We start from the raw sequence: 12,930 nt of genomic DNA on the forward strand, positions 1-12,930 counted from the left end.
CATGAACGCACATGCAGGCACGGTCCGCGGCAAAGAGCGCTATCGCTCCGGCGTGATGGAGTACAAGCGCATGGGCTATTGGGAGCCCGACTACACGCCAAAGGACACCGACGTCATCGCGCTGTTCCGCGTCACGCCGCAAGAGGGCGTCGACCCGATCGAGGCCTCAGCTGCTGTGGCAGGCGAATCCTCGACCGCGACCTGGACAGTGGTGTGGACCGATCGCCTGACCGCGGCCGAGAAATATCGCGCGAAATGCTACCGAGTCGATCCGGTGCCGGGCACGCCGGGCTCGTATTTCGCCTATATCGCCTACGATCTCGACCTGTTCGAGCCGGGCTCGATCGCGAACCTGTCGGCCTCCATCATCGGCAACGTGTTCGGCTTCAAGCCGCTGAAGGCGCTGCGCCTCGAGGACATGCGCTTTCCGGTCGCCTATGTGAAGACGTTCCAGGGACCGGCGACCGGCATCGTGGTCGAGCGCGAGCGGCTCGACAAGTTCGGCCGGCCGCTGCTGGGCGCAACGGTGAAACCGAAGCTCGGGCTCTCTGGCCGCAACTACGGCCGCGTGGTCTATGAGGCGCTGAAGGGCGGGCTCGACTTCACCAAGGACGACGAGAACATCAACTCACAACCCTTCATGCACTGGCGCGACCGCTTCCTTTACTGCATGGAGGCGGTGAACCGCGCGCAGGCAGCTTCCGGCGAGGTGAAGGGGACGTATCTCAACGTCACCGCGGGGACGATGGAGGACATGTACGAGCGCGCGGAATTCGCCAAGGAGCTCGGCTCGGTCATCGTCATGATCGACCTCGTGATCGGCTACACCGCGATCCAGTCGATGGCCAAGTGGGCGCGCCGCAACGACATGATCCTGCATCTGCATCGCGCCGGTCATTCGACCTATACGCGGCAGAAGAGCCATGGCGTGTCGTTCCGCGTCATCGCCAAATGGATGCGGCTCGCCGGTGTCGACCACATCCATGCCGGCACCGTGGTCGGCAAGCTCGAAGGCGATCCCAACACCACGCGCGGCTATTACGATGTCTGCCGCGAGGATTTCAATCCGACCAAGCTCGAGCACGGCCTGTTCTTCGACCAGCACTGGGCGAGCCTCAACAAGATGATGCCGGTCGCTTCCGGCGGCATCCATGCCGGGCAGATGCACCAGCTGCTCGACCTGTTGGGCGAGGACGTCGTGCTGCAGTTCGGCGGCGGCACGATCGGCCATCCCATGGGCATTGCGGCCGGCGCGACCGCCAATCGCGTGGCGCTGGAAGCGATGATCCTCGCCCGCAATGAGGGCCGCGACTATGTCCACGAAGGCCCGGAGATCCTGGCCAAGGCAGCCCAGACCTGCACGCCGCTGAAGGCCGCGCTCGAGGTCTGGAAGGACGTCACTTTCAACTATCAATCCACCGACACGCCGGACTTCGTGCCGACGGCGCTGGAAACCGTCTGAGGAGATTTGAGATGAAGATCACCCAGGGCTGCTTCTCGTACCTGCCGGATCTGACCGACGAGCAGATTACCAGCCAGGTGCAGTACTGTCTCGCCAATGGCTGGGCGGTGAACATCGAGTTCACCGACGATCCGCATCCCCGCAACACCTATTGGGAGATGTGGGGCCTGCCGATGTTCGATCTCCAGGACGCCGCCGGCGTGATGATGGAGCTCGCCGAGTGCCGCAGGGTCTATGGCGACCGCTACATCCGCATCAGCGGCTTCGATTCCGGCCACGGCTGGGAATCGGTGCGGATCTCCTTCCTCGTCAACCGGCCGAAGCAAGAGACGGAGTTCGAGCTGGTGCGGCAGGAGGTCGGCGGCCGCGCGATCCGCTACACCACGGCTCGAAAGCCGGCCGCGCCTGCACCAGCTTAGGTCATCCGCTTCCGCGCGAAGCTCTCCCTGCTTCGTATCCTGGCGGACCACTGCTTCGCCGCCTCCCGCGGCGAAGCTCTTTTCTTCGAGGGTAGCCATGCTCGATGTCCCCCACGCAACCACGACCGAACACAGCGAGACTCATTTTGATCTCCGCAAGGAGGCTGAAGCGGCCGGAATCACCGAGACGCTGCAGCAGCTCGATCAGGAGCTGATCGGGCTCAAGCCGGTCAAGAACCGCGTGCGCCAGATCGCCTCGCTGCTGCTGATCGAGCGCATCCGGCAGCGTGCGGGGCTGGCCTCGGCGCCGCCGACGCTGCACATGTCGTTCACCGGCAATCCCGGCACCGGCAAGACCACAGTGGCGCTGCGCATGGCCAAGATCCTGCACGGGCTCGGCTTCGTGCGGCGCGGGCAAGTGATCTCGGTGACGCGCGACGATCTCGTCGGCCAGTATATCGGCCACACCGCGCCGAAGACCAAGGAGATCCTGAAGAAGGCGATGGGCGGCGTGCTGTTCATCGACGAGGCCTATTACCTGCATCGTCCCGACAACGAGCGCGACTATGGCCAGGAATCGATCGAGATCCTGCTCCAGGTCATGGAGAACCAGCGCGAGGACCTCGTCGTGATCCTCGCCGGCTATGGCGAGCGGATGACGAGCTTCTTCGCCTCCAATCCCGGCTTCCGCTCGCGCATCGCCCACCACATCGAATTCCCTGACTATGCAGAGGCCGAGCTGCTCGTCATTGCCGAGCTGATGCTGAAGGAGCGCGGCTATCGCTTCTCGGCCGCGGCGCGCGAGGCGTTCGAGACATACATCGCGCTGCGCCGGACGCAGCCGTTCTTCTCCAATGCGCGCTCGATCCGCAACGCCGTCGACCGCATCCGCCTGCGGCAAGCCGATCGGCTGGTGTCCGATCTCGATCGCATGCTCGATGTCGCCGACCTCGAAACCATCGACCCGGCGGATGTCCTTGCAAGCCGCGTCTTCAGCGGCGGTCCGGTCGCGGAAAGGAGCGTGAAGGCATGACCAGCGAGATCCTTATTGCTCCCTCGATCCTGGCCGCAGACTTCGCGCGTCTCGGTGAGGAGATCGCGGCGATCGACGCGGCCGGCGCCGACTGGATCCATTGCGATGTCATGGACGGTCATTTCGTCCCCAACATCAGCTTTGGTGCTGACGTCATCAAGGCGATCCGGCCGCTGACGAAGAAGGTCTTCGACGTGCACCTCATGATCGCACCGGTCGATCCCTATCTCGAAGCGTTCGCAAAGGCGGGCGCTGACGTCATCACTGTTCACGCCGAAGCGGGTCCGCATCTCGACCGTTCGCTCCAGGCGATCCGGGCGCTCGGCAAGAAAGCCGGCGTCAGCCTGTGTCCTTCGACACCGGAGAGCACGATCGAATATGTGCTCGATCGTCTCGACCTCGTGCTGGTGATGACGGTCAATCCGGGCTTCGGCGGCCAGGCCTTCCTCGAATCCCAGCTCGACAAGATCCGGCGCATTCGCAGCATGATCGGCGACCGGCCGACCCGGCTCGAGGTCGATGGCGGCATCACGTGCGACAATGCTGCAGCGGTTGCCACCGCCGGTGTCGATACGCTGGTGGCGGGTTCCGCGGTGTTCCGCGGCAAGGGCAGCGCCGATTACGCCGCCAACATCGCCGCCATTCGGATCGCTGCGGAGGCGGGACGGGTTCCGAAACTGCAAGATAGTTCCGTACAGCCGAAGCGCGTAAGCGATGGAGGCCGTATCCGGTAGACTACGGGAGGTTCACGCATCGGAAGATCCGGCGTGCCGGTTGTCCCAAGCCGTGGCACTTTCGACGAAGTTAGCGGGCAAGTCTTTCAGGCCGGGGTAACCAACGGGTTTGACGCGAAGCTTCGATTAACGCCCGGGCAATGCTGTGCGTCGCAGTCTGCGGTCCAGGAACGCGAGAGAGCGCGGGGATGCGGATCCAGCAAATTGGCAGGCATGAGGCCTGTACGCGGCGCGAGGCGATGCCATGAGCATGCATCGCCTGTTCGCCGAGCAGCTTCGCTGCGCCACAGACGCCAGCGGAGGAGTCGACGTGGTCAAGCTGGGCGAACTCGTCAGCGCGGCCTATGTGGCTAGCGAACGCGACCGCCAGCGAATGATCGAGGCACGCGCGCACACGCACGATGAGGTCGAGCAGGATCTGCTGCGGACGCAGGAGTTCCTCGACACTATCGTCGAAAACATCCCGATCGCCGTGTTCGCGAAATGCGCGAAGGATTCGCGCTACATCCTGCTCAACCGCGCCGGCGAGACCTATTATGGCATGCCCCGCGAGCAGATGCTGGGCCGGACACCCGACGAGATCTTTCCGGCTGACGTCGCACGTATCGTCAACGAGCAGGATCGTCGAGTCGTTGCCAGCGGCATGCCGATGTTCCTCGAGGAGCACCTGCTCGAAATAGGGGTCAAGGGTCACGACCGCGTCGTCAATTCACGCAAAATGCTGATCACGGATGACGCTGGCGATCCGCAATATCTGGTCGGCGTGATCGAGGACGTCACCGAGCGCGTCACCACCCGGGAACGCATCAGCCACCTGGCATATCATGATGCGCTGACCGACCTGCCGAACCGCAGCGCCTTCGCCGCGGCGCTCGACGAACGGCTGGAGCGGGCGCAGGAGGCGTCGACCAGTTTCGCCGTGCTGAGCCTCGATCTCGACCGCTTCAAGGAGGTCAACGACGTGTTCGGTCACCCCGTCGGCGACATGCTGATGCGGGCGACGGCCGACCGGCTTGCCGCGGAAGCCGAAGGCGCCTTCGTCGCCCGCATCGGCGGCGACGAGTTCATGATCCTGATGCCCGACGATGCCAACCGTGAGGATGTTCTGGCGCTGGCCGAACGCCTGGTCGAGACGATCGGCAAGGAGCTCGAGGTCGACGATTATCTCTCCCATGTGGGCCTCAGCGTCGGTATCGCGTTCTATCCGGACGATGGCGTGAACGCGGCGACGCTGCTTGCCAACGCCGACTCGGCTCTCTACCGCGCCAAGCGCGAGGGCAGGGGCCGGGTCCGCTGCTTCGAATCCGAGATGGACCAGGAGCTGCGCGACCGCAGGCTGTTGCAGCACGATCTGCGGCAGGCGCTGGAGCTGAACCAGCTCCTCGTCTATTTCCAGCCGCAGGCGCGGGTGGATGGCGAGGTCATCGGCTTCGAGGCGCTGCTGCGCTGGAATCACCCGACGCGGGGGTTCGTGCCGCCGGACCAGTTCATTCCGCTCGCCGAGGAGAATGGGCTGATCGTCGAGATCGGCGAATGGGTTCTGCGCGAGGCGTGCCGCGAGGCGGCATCCTGGCCCAGGCCGTTGCAGGTCGCAGTCAATCTGTCGCCGGTCCAGTTCCAGGCGGGCGATCTCGAGCGCTCGATCCACCAGATCCTGTTGGAGACGGGGCTGACGCCGACGCGGCTCGAGGTCGAGATCACCGAGGGCGTGCTGATCGGCGATTTCAACCGCGCGCTCGATCTGCTGCGGCGGCTGAAGGCGCTCGGCATCCGCATCGCCATGGATGATTTCGGCACCGGCTATTCCTCGCTGTCCTATCTGCAGTCGTTCCCGTTCGACAAGATTAAGATCGACCGCAGTTTCATCTCAAACCTGGAGGCGACGCCGCAATCGGCCGAAATTGTCCGCGCCGTCCTGAGCCTGGCGCACGCGCTGAAGATCCCGGTCGTTGCCGAGGGGGTGGAGACGGAAGCCCAGCGTGCTTTTCTGGCGCGCGAGGCCTGCGAGGAGATGCAGGGCTATCTCGTCGGCCGTCCCGACCTGATCGAACGCTATCTCGACCTGGTCGGCGTCGCCGTGGAGCGCCGCCTCTACGCCTAGGGTCGGGCACACAGTTCCAAGCGGACGTTTGGAACAAAAATCCTTACCGGCGCTTCTCGAAAATTAACTTGGCTTAGGCGCGTTGAGCGCGCAGCAAATGTTTTGCATAAGCGCCATCGGCCTGACGCAAATCAGGAGAATAAGCCTGTGAACGCGAGGGAGGGTCTCATGGAGAACGTACGTCGCTACCGGGCGCTGGCGTCCCTCTGCCGTCAGCAGGCGGCATACCGGCCGCTCCAGACCTGGGAACTCCTCGGCCAGGCCGAACATTTCGAATATCTCGCTGAAATCGAGCTCCAGGCGCATTTCGACGCGTGCAATGTGCACCGCGACAAAGACGCCGCCGCGCCGGAGACATGGAAAGCTCCCGTCGCGGCGTGACGGCGCCAAGCCGGGCTCGCCTCAATGGGACATCAGCGTCGGGACCGTCATGGCTTCCAGCATGGCGCGGGTGACGCCCCCGAGAACGCGCTCCTGCAATCGCGAATGGCCGTAGCCGCCCATCACCAGGAGATCCAGGCTCTCGTCGGCCGCCAGCGACAGGATGATCGGCTGAATGTCGGCGCGGGTTGCCGTCCGGCCGACGATGCGGGTCGACAGTCCGCGCCGGCCGAGATGTCTGGCCAGGCCGCGTGCTGAAGCTTCACCGGCGACGGCGTCGGTCTCGTTGACGCTGATGATCACGATCTCTTCAGCGCGGGCCAGGAACGGGGCTGCGTCGCGCATGGCGCGGGCGGCAAGGCGACTGCCGTCCCAGCAGATGCCGATCCGGTTCGCCTTGAAGGCTCCTCGAAACGTGTAGGGCAGGAACAGCACCGGGCCGCCCGCCTGGAATAGGATCTCGCTGGGCACGTCGTTGTCGAACGCGCCTTGCGCCGGATCGGGCTGGAGCACGATGCTGAGGTCGTGCAAACGCGCCATCTCGCCGAGCGAGCCGGCTGCATCCACCGGGATCGCGCCGAGTGCGTGGCAGGTATAGGAGATGCCGGCGTTCGCCGCCTCGCTCTTGAATACCGCGAGCGCAGCCTCGGCCCGCTCCACGGCGCGCTCGCGCTCCAGCTCGAACACGGCCGCCACGGCCGCGCCACCTTCCATGACGTAGGCTGCACTGGTGGCGACATAGCCGACCGCGACCGCGTCGAGATGCGCGTTGAACTTCGCCGCGAGCGAGATCGAGCCCTCGATCGCAGGACGCATGGGACGTTCGGTGGGAATGTGGACGAGAATGTCTTTGTACATGGCGCGCCTCCGCTGAGCATCATCGGATGGTCGCAGTTTTTCACTGCGCGAAGGAGGCGCGTTGAGCTGCATCAAACCTCCGGGTTGCCTGCTGCGCCCGCTCATCCATTCTTTGCCGAGATTTAATCGGACGGACGGGACGCCGTAAGGTGGCAGCGACCATGTTGAGGGCAAGGCGACACCCGCTCAACATGGATATTTCGACATGAACGATCGCGTCAATTCCGACATCACCACGTCTCGCAAGATCTTGCGGCCGCGCCGGCTCGCGCTGCTCGGCACCGTGGCCGCGCTGGGCGTGGCCGCCCTGGCTATTGCGCCGGGCGCTTCGCCGTACGGCATCACCTCCTTGATTGCGCCGGCTCAGGCGGCCGAAGCCGTCGCGACGCCGCCCGGCTTCGGCGATCTCGTCAGCAAGGTCAAACCCGCAGTGATCTCGGTGCGGGTCAAAATCGACCAGGACAACGACAAGAGCGCGATGCTGCAGCAGAACCGGATGGATTCGGACGAGGACACGCCGTTCGACCAGTTCTCGCGGCAGTTCGGCTTCCGCTTCCCGGGCGGTGCGAACGGCATGCCGCGCCAGCGCCACCAGATGATCACGGGCGAAGGCTCCGGCTTCTTCATTTCCGCGGACGGCTATGCCGTGACCAACAATCACGTCGTCGATCGCGCCCAGTCCGTGCAGGTGACGATGGACGACGGCACGACCTACACCGCGAGGGTCGTCGGCACCGATCCGAAGACCGATCTCGCGCTGATCAAGGTCGACGGCAAGAAGGACTTTCCGTTCGTCAATTTCTCCGACCAGAAGCCGCGCATCGGCGACTGGGTGGTCGCGGTCGGCAATCCCTTCGGTCTTGGCGGCACCGTGACCGCGGGCATCGTCTCGGCCAGCGGCCGGGATATCGGCAATGGTCCCTACGACGACTTCATCCAGATCGATGCGCCGATCAACAAGGGCAATTCCGGCGGCCCGGCCTTCGACATGAACGGCAACGTGATCGGCGTGAACACCGCGATCTTCTCGCCCTCGGGCGGCTCGGTCGGCATCGGCTTCGATATCCCGGCTTCGACCGCCAAGCTCGTCGTCGCGCAGCTGAAGGACAAGGGCGCGGTGACCCGCGGCTGGCTCGGCGTGCAGGTGCAGCCGGTGACCTCGGATATGGCCGACAGCCTCGGCCTGAAGGAGGCACGCGGCGCGATCGTCGACAATCCGCAAGATGGCAGCCCGGCGGCGAAGGCCGGCATCGAGGCGGGGGACGTCATCACCGCGGTCAATGGCACCGCGATCAAGGATTCTCGCGATCTCGCCCGCACCATCGCCGGCTTGGCGCCGGGCACGTCCGTGAAGCTCGATGTCTTCCGCAAGGGTGGCAGCAAGACCGTGACCCTGGCGCTCGGCGAGTTGCCGAACGAGCGGCAGGCCAAGGGCAACGAGGGCATGGGGCAGTCGGGTGCCGGCATGCCGCGCCTCGGCCTCAGCCTGGCGCCGGCAGGTGACGTTCAGGGCGCAGGCCAGAACGGCGTGGTCGTCACCGAGGTTGATCCGCAAGGCCCGGCCGCGCAACGCGGCATCCGGACCGGCGACGTCATCGTCAATGTCGGCGGCAAGGCTGTCAGCAGTGTCGGCGAGGTGCGCTCCGAGCTGGCGCAGGCCAAATCGTCGGGCAAGCGCAGCGTGCTGCTGCAGATCAGAAGCGCGGAGGCCACCCGCTTCGTCGCGGTGCCACTCGCCTAACGCGAACCTCGACCGCTACAAATCCAGAAAGGCGGCCTCGGGCCGCCTTTCGCACACGAGCTCGCCAGGTCCGATAACATTCTCGTTAACGGCAGGTAGGGTGACCGGGTGCGTCCGAAAAAGCCGTGTTCGCTGATCACACTCGCCAGGTGCCTCGGTGCTCTGCGGCAACGTCGCCGCTGAGAGGGGTTGCAAGCGTGGAACTTCGAACCTCGCGGCGATTTTTGGAACTCGCCGGCGGTTCACATGAGATCGGTGCCGACATGGATCGATTGAAGGTCTCGCTGAGGAGTGCGCTGCTGGTGGCGCCATTGGTGCTCTCAGGCGGAAACGCCCTCGGGCGCGACGACGGCCGCTACGCGGATTCCCCTCTGAAGCCATGGTTCGACAGTTTGCGCAGCCATCTCGGTCCGTGCTGCTCGGATGCGGACGGTTTCGCCGTCGCCGATCCCGACTGGGAGTCGCACAACGGGCGTTACCGTGTGCGCCTCGACGGGCAGTGGATCGACGTGCCGGATGAAGCCGTCATCACCGAGCCGAACCGGGCCGGCCGCACCATGGTGTGGCCGGTCAAGACTGCGTTCGGGATTTCGATCCGCTGCTTCATGCCGGGGAGCATGATCTGAGACCGGTCAGCGCGACCGTTTGGATGATTTGCGCTTCGATGATTTCTTGCTCGATGATTTCCTGGACGACGTCCTCGACGATTTCTTGGACGTCTTGTTGGCGCTCTTGCGCGTCGAAGCCTTCTTCGGGACCTTCTTTCCCTTCTTGCGTGCCTTCGACAATCCGATCGCGATCGCCTGCTTGCGGCTCTTGACGCGGCCGCCGCGCCCGCCTCGGCCGCTCTTCGCGGTGCCCTTCTTGTAGCGCCGCATCTCGCTGGCGACATCGCTGCCCGAGCTGCTTGAGTAGCGGCGTTTCTTTGCCTTGCGTGCCATGCATGTTCTCCCTCGGCGAGGAGAACCATTCGGCACAGCCATGGTTCCGGGAGCGCGGGCGGCGCAGCTAAAGCGCGATGCGATTAGGATGAACCGTCATCGCGCTTTAGGCTATTGTTCGAGCATGATCTCTTCGGAAAATCGCCGCACACTTTTCCGGACCATGCTCTAGAAGGAATTTGCCAGCTCGATCTCCGCTTCCAGCGCCTGGATGCGTCGTGCGGCCTCGCTAAAGGACAGATCCCGCGCATATTGGCCGGGCTGATAGGCCTCATCGCTCAGCCGCTTCAGCTTCAGGCCCTGCGCCCGCGTCATCTGCTCGCCAAGTACAAATCTGGCGTCGTATTTACCTTGAACCTGCATCTGGCGTCTCCGTCCTGAAATCGTGACTTGACTATATGTTCTTATTTTGTTCTAACAAGCCACGGACAACAGAATTAATGAAATTCGACGTAAAATCAGAGCCTTGAGGCTTGAGATGGCCGACGTCGAGGCGTCGGTGCGCGACCTCGTCGAGCGCGATCGCGACTGCACGGAAAGGGCCCTGGCGCAGATGGACCTGCGCCGGAAAATCAACCTCCTGATTGCCGAATGGAAGGCGGCCGGCGGCAGCGACGTTCTGCCTGACGTCCGCGACCGGGTGCGCCTTCGTCCCGTGAAGACAGGCGGCAATCCCGCGCGCGCAGCCGAGCGCCGCTGAGATCGTTGGCGCCGGATACCGCCAAGTGCCGACCCCAAGATAAGATGGAAGACAGAGGGTCCCGCAATGGCGGGGCCCTCCATGATTTGGGAGCGCCTATTTGGTGTTGGTCATGCTGCCCTTGTTCGTCATGGTGCCGCTCTGATCGGAGCCCGGGCCGGCGCCGCCTTGGCCCGTGGGGTCAGCGCCCTTGGAAGACTTGGTGTTGGCGCCGGTGGTCTGCGACGATGACGTCGAGGATCCATGCTTGGCCTTGTGCGACTTGGCCTGGGCGGCGAACGGCGTCGCGGCAAGGCCGGTTGCTACCATGACGGCGAGAGCGAGCTTGGTCGTGTTCATGCGGGGGAACTCCCTGTGTTAAATTGACGCAGGCAGCAAACCGCGCCTCGCGGCAGGAGTTCCCGGCAAAGCATCTTCCGTACGTCACGCACGCTTCAAGTTTGCTTGTCCTCGGCCAGGATGAACACGGCGCCGGTGAGCGTCGCGCCGATCGCGAAGGTCGTCACCAAGGTGAGGGCGAAGACCGTCGCGGCCTGGCCCCCGCCGTTATTCAGCAGGTTGGCCACGGCTGGATTGGACAGGACGAGCGCGAGGCTGAAGGTGAGGCCGAGCGCTGCGCCCATCATTGCATGCGTCATCAGCCTGATAAGGCCGCTGGCAGAGATCAGCTCGGACGACTTCTTGTTGTTGGTGCGCATGCGACGGCATCCCGAACTGCCACGCCAACGCGCTCGTGATTCCCTGGTTCCGTTCCGCTGAAGGAATTGTCATCGCCCGCTTCATCCGGCGTTCATGCCGGGCTTGCCAAGATGAGCGCCGGCAAAACGGGAACATCGACGGGGAACATCGACATGGGTAAGGTCGTCTTTCTTTACCGCTCGCTGGCCTATCGCAACGCAGCCGCGGACATCCTGCGCAAGGCGCGCAAGCTCCCGCGTGGCGCGGAGCGGAGCGCGGCTCGCCGCTACGCGAGGGCGCTGCGCGATCTCGCGCGAACGGAAGCCTGGCTCGAAGGGCGTATCGCGCGCGAACCGCGCACGGCTCAGCGCATGACGAGCGCAGCGTCCGGCTAGCCGGATGCGCGCTGCAATTCGGCAGCGCCCGCAGTGTCGAATTTGCCGGGTGCGGTCGTCGCGCTCTTGCGTGTCAACGGCACCTCCAGACGACACAACAGGCCCTCGGCGCGCCAATCGAACTGCGCCTGTCCGCCAAGCTGGGACTCGATGCTCGCAAGCAGGCTTCGCGTGCCGAAGCCGCGGGATTTCGGGGTCTTGACCAGGGGACCGCCGGATTCCTCCCAGCTCAGCGTGAGCCGCTCTGCGTCGACCTGCCAGTCGATCGCGAGCCGCCCCGATCGGGTCGAGAGCGCGCCGTACTTGGCCGAGTTGGTGAAGAGCTCGTGCAATGCGAGCGCCAGCGTCTGGGCCGTCGCCGGCACCAGCTGAACTTCGGGCCCTGCCAATTTGATCTGGCCGCCGAGCGAATAGGGCGCAAGCTCCTCGTCGATCAGCCTGGAGAGCTCGGCGCCCTGCCAGCTCGACAGCGACAGGATGGTGTGCACGCGCGCCAGTGCATTGATGCGCCCCTCGACGGCATTGACATAGGCCTTGACCTCGTCGGCCCGGGTGAGGCGCACGATCGACTGCGCCAGCGCCAGCGCGTTCTTGGCGCGGTGATCGACTTCCCGCGCCAGCAGGTTCTGCCGCTCCTCGGCCCGCTTGCGCTCGGTGATGTCGACGGTTACGCCGCTGACCCGCACCACGCGCCCGCTCTCGTCGGTCGTCGCAGCCGCCGTGCCGACGCACCAGCGCACCTCGCCGTCGGGCCGCACGATGCGAAACTCCGTCTCGTAGGCGCGCGTGCCCTTGTTGAATTCGGCGATCGCCTTGCGCAACTGATCGACGTCGTCGGGGTGCAACAGGGCCTGAACGCTGCCCGGAGTGACCTCGAAATCCTCGGGGCTGACGCCGAAGATGCGGTATTGCCCCTCGTCCCACATCCAATCGCCGCTGATCCAGTCCCAGTCCCAGGACCCCATCTTGCCGGCCGCGATCGCCATGCTGCGCCGTTGCTCGCTCTCGCGCAGCTTCGCGGTGGAAGCCTCCAGTTCCGCGGTGCGGGCGCGGACGCGGTCCTCGAGCTCGTGGTTCAGCCGTTCGAGCTCGCGCGTCTTGCGGTAGAGCTCGGCAAACACCTTGATCTTGGCGCGAAGCACCTCCGGCACGACCGGCACCGGCACGTAATCGACCGCGCCCATCTCGTAGCCGCGCAGCCGGTCGATGTCGCTGACCTGGATGGCTGAGATGAAGATCATCGCGGTCTTCTGAAAGCGCGGATGCTCGCGGATCATCGCGGCGAGCTCGAAGCCGTCGAGCTCGGGCATGCAGACGTCGACCAGGATCACCGCGATCTCGGTCTTGAGCAGCACCTCCAGCGCCTCGCGGCCCGAGGAGGCGATCACGAGGTTCTCGCCGAGATCCTTCAGGATCACCTCATAGGCGAGCAGCTTGGCCGGCTGATCGTCGACGAGCAGGATGTTGACCTTTTCCTGGTCCATACG

The 12,930-nt window shown here is 64.6% G+C and carries 16 protein-coding genes; 10 read left to right on the forward strand and 6 right to left on the reverse strand.

Annotated features, from left to right (window positions below; all coding sequences use genetic code 11):
- Position 1: 1 nt before the first annotated feature.
- The 6 genes from DCG74_RS14675 to DCG74_RS14700 all read left to right on the forward strand — a co-directional run bounded on the left by DCG74_RS14675 (position 2) and on the right by DCG74_RS14700 (position 6,130).
- Entirely contained in the window at positions 2-1,462 is a 1,461-nt protein-coding gene (locus DCG74_RS14675; protein WP_172787300.1) for a form I ribulose bisphosphate carboxylase large subunit, read from the forward strand.
- An 11-nt stretch (positions 1,463-1,473) separates the two neighbouring features.
- The gene (locus tag DCG74_RS14680; RefSeq protein WP_172787301.1) at positions 1,474-1,881 is read left to right on the forward strand and encodes a ribulose bisphosphate carboxylase small subunit; all 408 of its coding nucleotides are present in this window, start codon (positions 1,474-1,476) and stop codon (positions 1,879-1,881) included.
- Positions 1,882-1,978: 97 nt separating this feature from the next.
- Entirely contained in the window at positions 1,979-2,914 is a 936-nt protein-coding gene (gene cbbX, locus DCG74_RS14685) for a CbbX protein (protein ID WP_172787302.1), read from the forward strand.
- On the forward strand, positions 2,911-3,648 hold the full coding sequence (rpe, locus tag DCG74_RS14690; protein WP_172787303.1) for a ribulose-phosphate 3-epimerase: 738 nt from the start codon (positions 2,911-2,913) through the stop codon (positions 3,646-3,648). Before cbbX ends, rpe begins: the two co-directional genes overlap by 4 nt.
- Positions 3,649-3,892: 244 nt before the next feature.
- The gene (locus DCG74_RS14695) at positions 3,893-5,749 is read left to right on the forward strand and encodes a bifunctional diguanylate cyclase/phosphodiesterase (RefSeq protein ID WP_172787304.1); all 1,857 of its coding nucleotides are present in this window, start codon (positions 3,893-3,895) and stop codon (positions 5,747-5,749) included.
- Positions 5,750-5,917: 168 nt separating this feature from the next.
- Positions 5,918-6,130 (forward strand): hypothetical protein, encoded by a 213-nt coding sequence (locus tag DCG74_RS14700; protein ID WP_172787305.1) that lies wholly within the window; start codon positions 5,918-5,920, stop codon positions 6,128-6,130.
- 21 nt (positions 6,131-6,151) lie between these two features.
- Here the strand turns inward: DCG74_RS14700 and DCG74_RS14705 are convergent, their stop codons facing one another.
- Positions 6,152-6,988 carry a universal stress protein gene (locus DCG74_RS14705; RefSeq protein ID WP_172787306.1) on the reverse strand — a complete coding sequence of 279 codons (837 nt, stop codon included), beginning with the start codon at positions 6,986-6,988 and terminating at the stop codon, positions 6,152-6,154.
- Positions 6,989-7,193: 205 nt separating this feature from the next.
- On the opposite strand from DCG74_RS14705, the gene DCG74_RS14710 reads away from it, so the two are divergent.
- Together DCG74_RS14710 and DCG74_RS14715 are read left to right on the forward strand one after the other, a co-directional pair.
- Entirely contained in the window at positions 7,194-8,729 is a 1,536-nt protein-coding gene (locus DCG74_RS14710; RefSeq protein ID WP_172787307.1) for a Do family serine endopeptidase, read from the forward strand.
- A gap of 263 nt (positions 8,730-8,992) precedes the next feature.
- On the forward strand, positions 8,993-9,355 hold the full coding sequence (locus DCG74_RS14715; protein WP_172787308.1) for a hypothetical protein: 363 nt from the start codon (positions 8,993-8,995) through the stop codon (positions 9,353-9,355).
- Positions 9,356-9,361: 6 nt separating this feature from the next.
- On the opposite strand, the gene DCG74_RS14720 is transcribed toward DCG74_RS14715, so the two are convergent.
- Both DCG74_RS14720 and DCG74_RS14725 read right to left on the reverse strand, forming a co-directional pair.
- Positions 9,362-9,670 carry a DUF6496 domain-containing protein gene (locus tag DCG74_RS14720; protein ID WP_172787309.1) on the reverse strand — a complete coding sequence of 103 codons (309 nt, stop codon included), beginning with the start codon at positions 9,668-9,670 and terminating at the stop codon, positions 9,362-9,364.
- Positions 9,671-9,838: 168 nt separating this feature from the next.
- Positions 9,839-10,033: a DUF3072 domain-containing protein gene (locus DCG74_RS14725; RefSeq protein ID WP_172787310.1), complete on the reverse strand. Its 195-nt coding sequence runs from the start codon at positions 10,031-10,033 to the stop codon at positions 9,839-9,841.
- 115 nt (positions 10,034-10,148) lie between these two features.
- Here DCG74_RS14725 and DCG74_RS14730 point away from each other — a divergent pair, with 115 nt between their 5' ends.
- A complete protein-coding gene (locus DCG74_RS14730) occupies positions 10,149-10,370 on the forward strand; it encodes a hypothetical protein (RefSeq protein WP_172787311.1) in 222 nt (73 codons plus the stop codon).
- 96 nt (positions 10,371-10,466) lie between these two features.
- On the opposite strand, the gene DCG74_RS14735 is transcribed toward DCG74_RS14730, so the two are convergent.
- Together DCG74_RS14735 and DCG74_RS14740 are read right to left on the reverse strand one after the other, a co-directional pair.
- Positions 10,467-10,709 carry a hypothetical protein gene (locus DCG74_RS14735; RefSeq protein WP_172787312.1) on the reverse strand — a complete coding sequence of 81 codons (243 nt, stop codon included), beginning with the start codon at positions 10,707-10,709 and terminating at the stop codon, positions 10,467-10,469.
- A 95-nt stretch (positions 10,710-10,804) separates the two neighbouring features.
- Complete coding sequence (locus tag DCG74_RS14740) at positions 10,805-11,068, reverse strand: hypothetical protein (RefSeq protein WP_172787313.1); 264 nt, start codon at positions 11,066-11,068, stop codon at positions 10,805-10,807.
- A gap of 153 nt (positions 11,069-11,221) precedes the next feature.
- Here DCG74_RS14740 and DCG74_RS14745 point away from each other — a divergent pair, with 153 nt between their 5' ends.
- Positions 11,222-11,443: a hypothetical protein gene (locus DCG74_RS14745; protein ID WP_172787314.1), complete on the forward strand. Its 222-nt coding sequence runs from the start codon at positions 11,222-11,224 to the stop codon at positions 11,441-11,443.
- Here the strand turns inward: DCG74_RS14745 and DCG74_RS14750 are convergent.
- Positions 11,440-12,927 carry an HWE histidine kinase domain-containing protein gene (locus tag DCG74_RS14750; RefSeq protein ID WP_172787315.1) on the reverse strand — a complete coding sequence of 496 codons (1,488 nt, stop codon included), beginning with the start codon at positions 12,925-12,927 and terminating at the stop codon, positions 11,440-11,442. The two genes, DCG74_RS14745 and DCG74_RS14750, sit on opposite strands and share 4 nt — an antisense overlap.
- Positions 12,928-12,930 lie beyond the last annotated feature (3 nt).

It is taken from the genome of Bradyrhizobium sp. WBAH42 (assembly GCF_024585265.1).
GTDB lineage: Bacteria > Pseudomonadota > Alphaproteobacteria > Rhizobiales > Xanthobacteraceae > Bradyrhizobium.

What these genes read in the sequence shown, in the direction of transcription:
- DCG74_RS14675 (WP_172787300.1), top strand. Translation starts at nt 2, where the DNA reads ATGAACGCACATGCAGGCACGGTCCGCGGCAAAGAGCGCTATCGCTCC.
- DCG74_RS14715 (WP_172787308.1), top strand. Translation starts at nt 8,993, where the DNA reads ATGGATCGATTGAAGGTCTCGCTGAGGAGTGCGCTGCTGGTGGCGCCA.
- DCG74_RS14730 (WP_172787311.1), top strand. Translation starts at nt 10,149, where the DNA reads ATGGCCGACGTCGAGGCGTCGGTGCGCGACCTCGTCGAGCGCGATCGC.
- DCG74_RS14700 (WP_172787305.1), top strand. Translation starts at nt 5,918, where the DNA reads ATGGAGAACGTACGTCGCTACCGGGCGCTGGCGTCCCTCTGCCGTCAG.
- DCG74_RS14735 (WP_172787312.1), bottom strand. Translation starts at nt 10,709, where the DNA reads ATGAACACGACCAAGCTCGCTCTCGCCGTCATGGTAGCAACCGGCCTT.
- DCG74_RS14745 (WP_172787314.1), top strand. Translation starts at nt 11,222, where the DNA reads ATGGGTAAGGTCGTCTTTCTTTACCGCTCGCTGGCCTATCGCAACGCA.
- DCG74_RS14750 (WP_172787315.1), bottom strand. Translation starts at nt 12,927, where the DNA reads ATGGACCAGGAAAAGGTCAACATCCTGCTCGTCGACGATCAGCCGGCC.
- DCG74_RS14680 (WP_172787301.1), top strand. Translation starts at nt 1,474, where the DNA reads ATGAAGATCACCCAGGGCTGCTTCTCGTACCTGCCGGATCTGACCGAC.
- DCG74_RS14695 (WP_172787304.1), top strand. Translation starts at nt 3,893, where the DNA reads ATGAGCATGCATCGCCTGTTCGCCGAGCAGCTTCGCTGCGCCACAGAC.
- DCG74_RS14740 (WP_172787313.1), bottom strand. Translation starts at nt 11,068, where the DNA reads ATGCGCACCAACAACAAGAAGTCGTCCGAGCTGATCTCTGCCAGCGGC.
- DCG74_RS14710 (WP_172787307.1), top strand. Translation starts at nt 7,194, where the DNA reads ATGAACGATCGCGTCAATTCCGACATCACCACGTCTCGCAAGATCTTG.
- DCG74_RS14720 (WP_172787309.1), bottom strand. Translation starts at nt 9,670, where the DNA reads ATGGCACGCAAGGCAAAGAAACGCCGCTACTCAAGCAGCTCGGGCAGC.
- cbbX (WP_172787302.1), top strand. Translation starts at nt 1,979, where the DNA reads ATGCTCGATGTCCCCCACGCAACCACGACCGAACACAGCGAGACTCAT.
- rpe (WP_172787303.1), top strand. Translation starts at nt 2,911, where the DNA reads ATGACCAGCGAGATCCTTATTGCTCCCTCGATCCTGGCCGCAGACTTC.
- DCG74_RS14705 (WP_172787306.1), bottom strand. Translation starts at nt 6,988, where the DNA reads ATGTACAAAGACATTCTCGTCCACATTCCCACCGAACGTCCCATGCGT.
- DCG74_RS14725 (WP_172787310.1), bottom strand. Translation starts at nt 10,033, where the DNA reads ATGCAGGTTCAAGGTAAATACGACGCCAGATTTGTACTTGGCGAGCAG.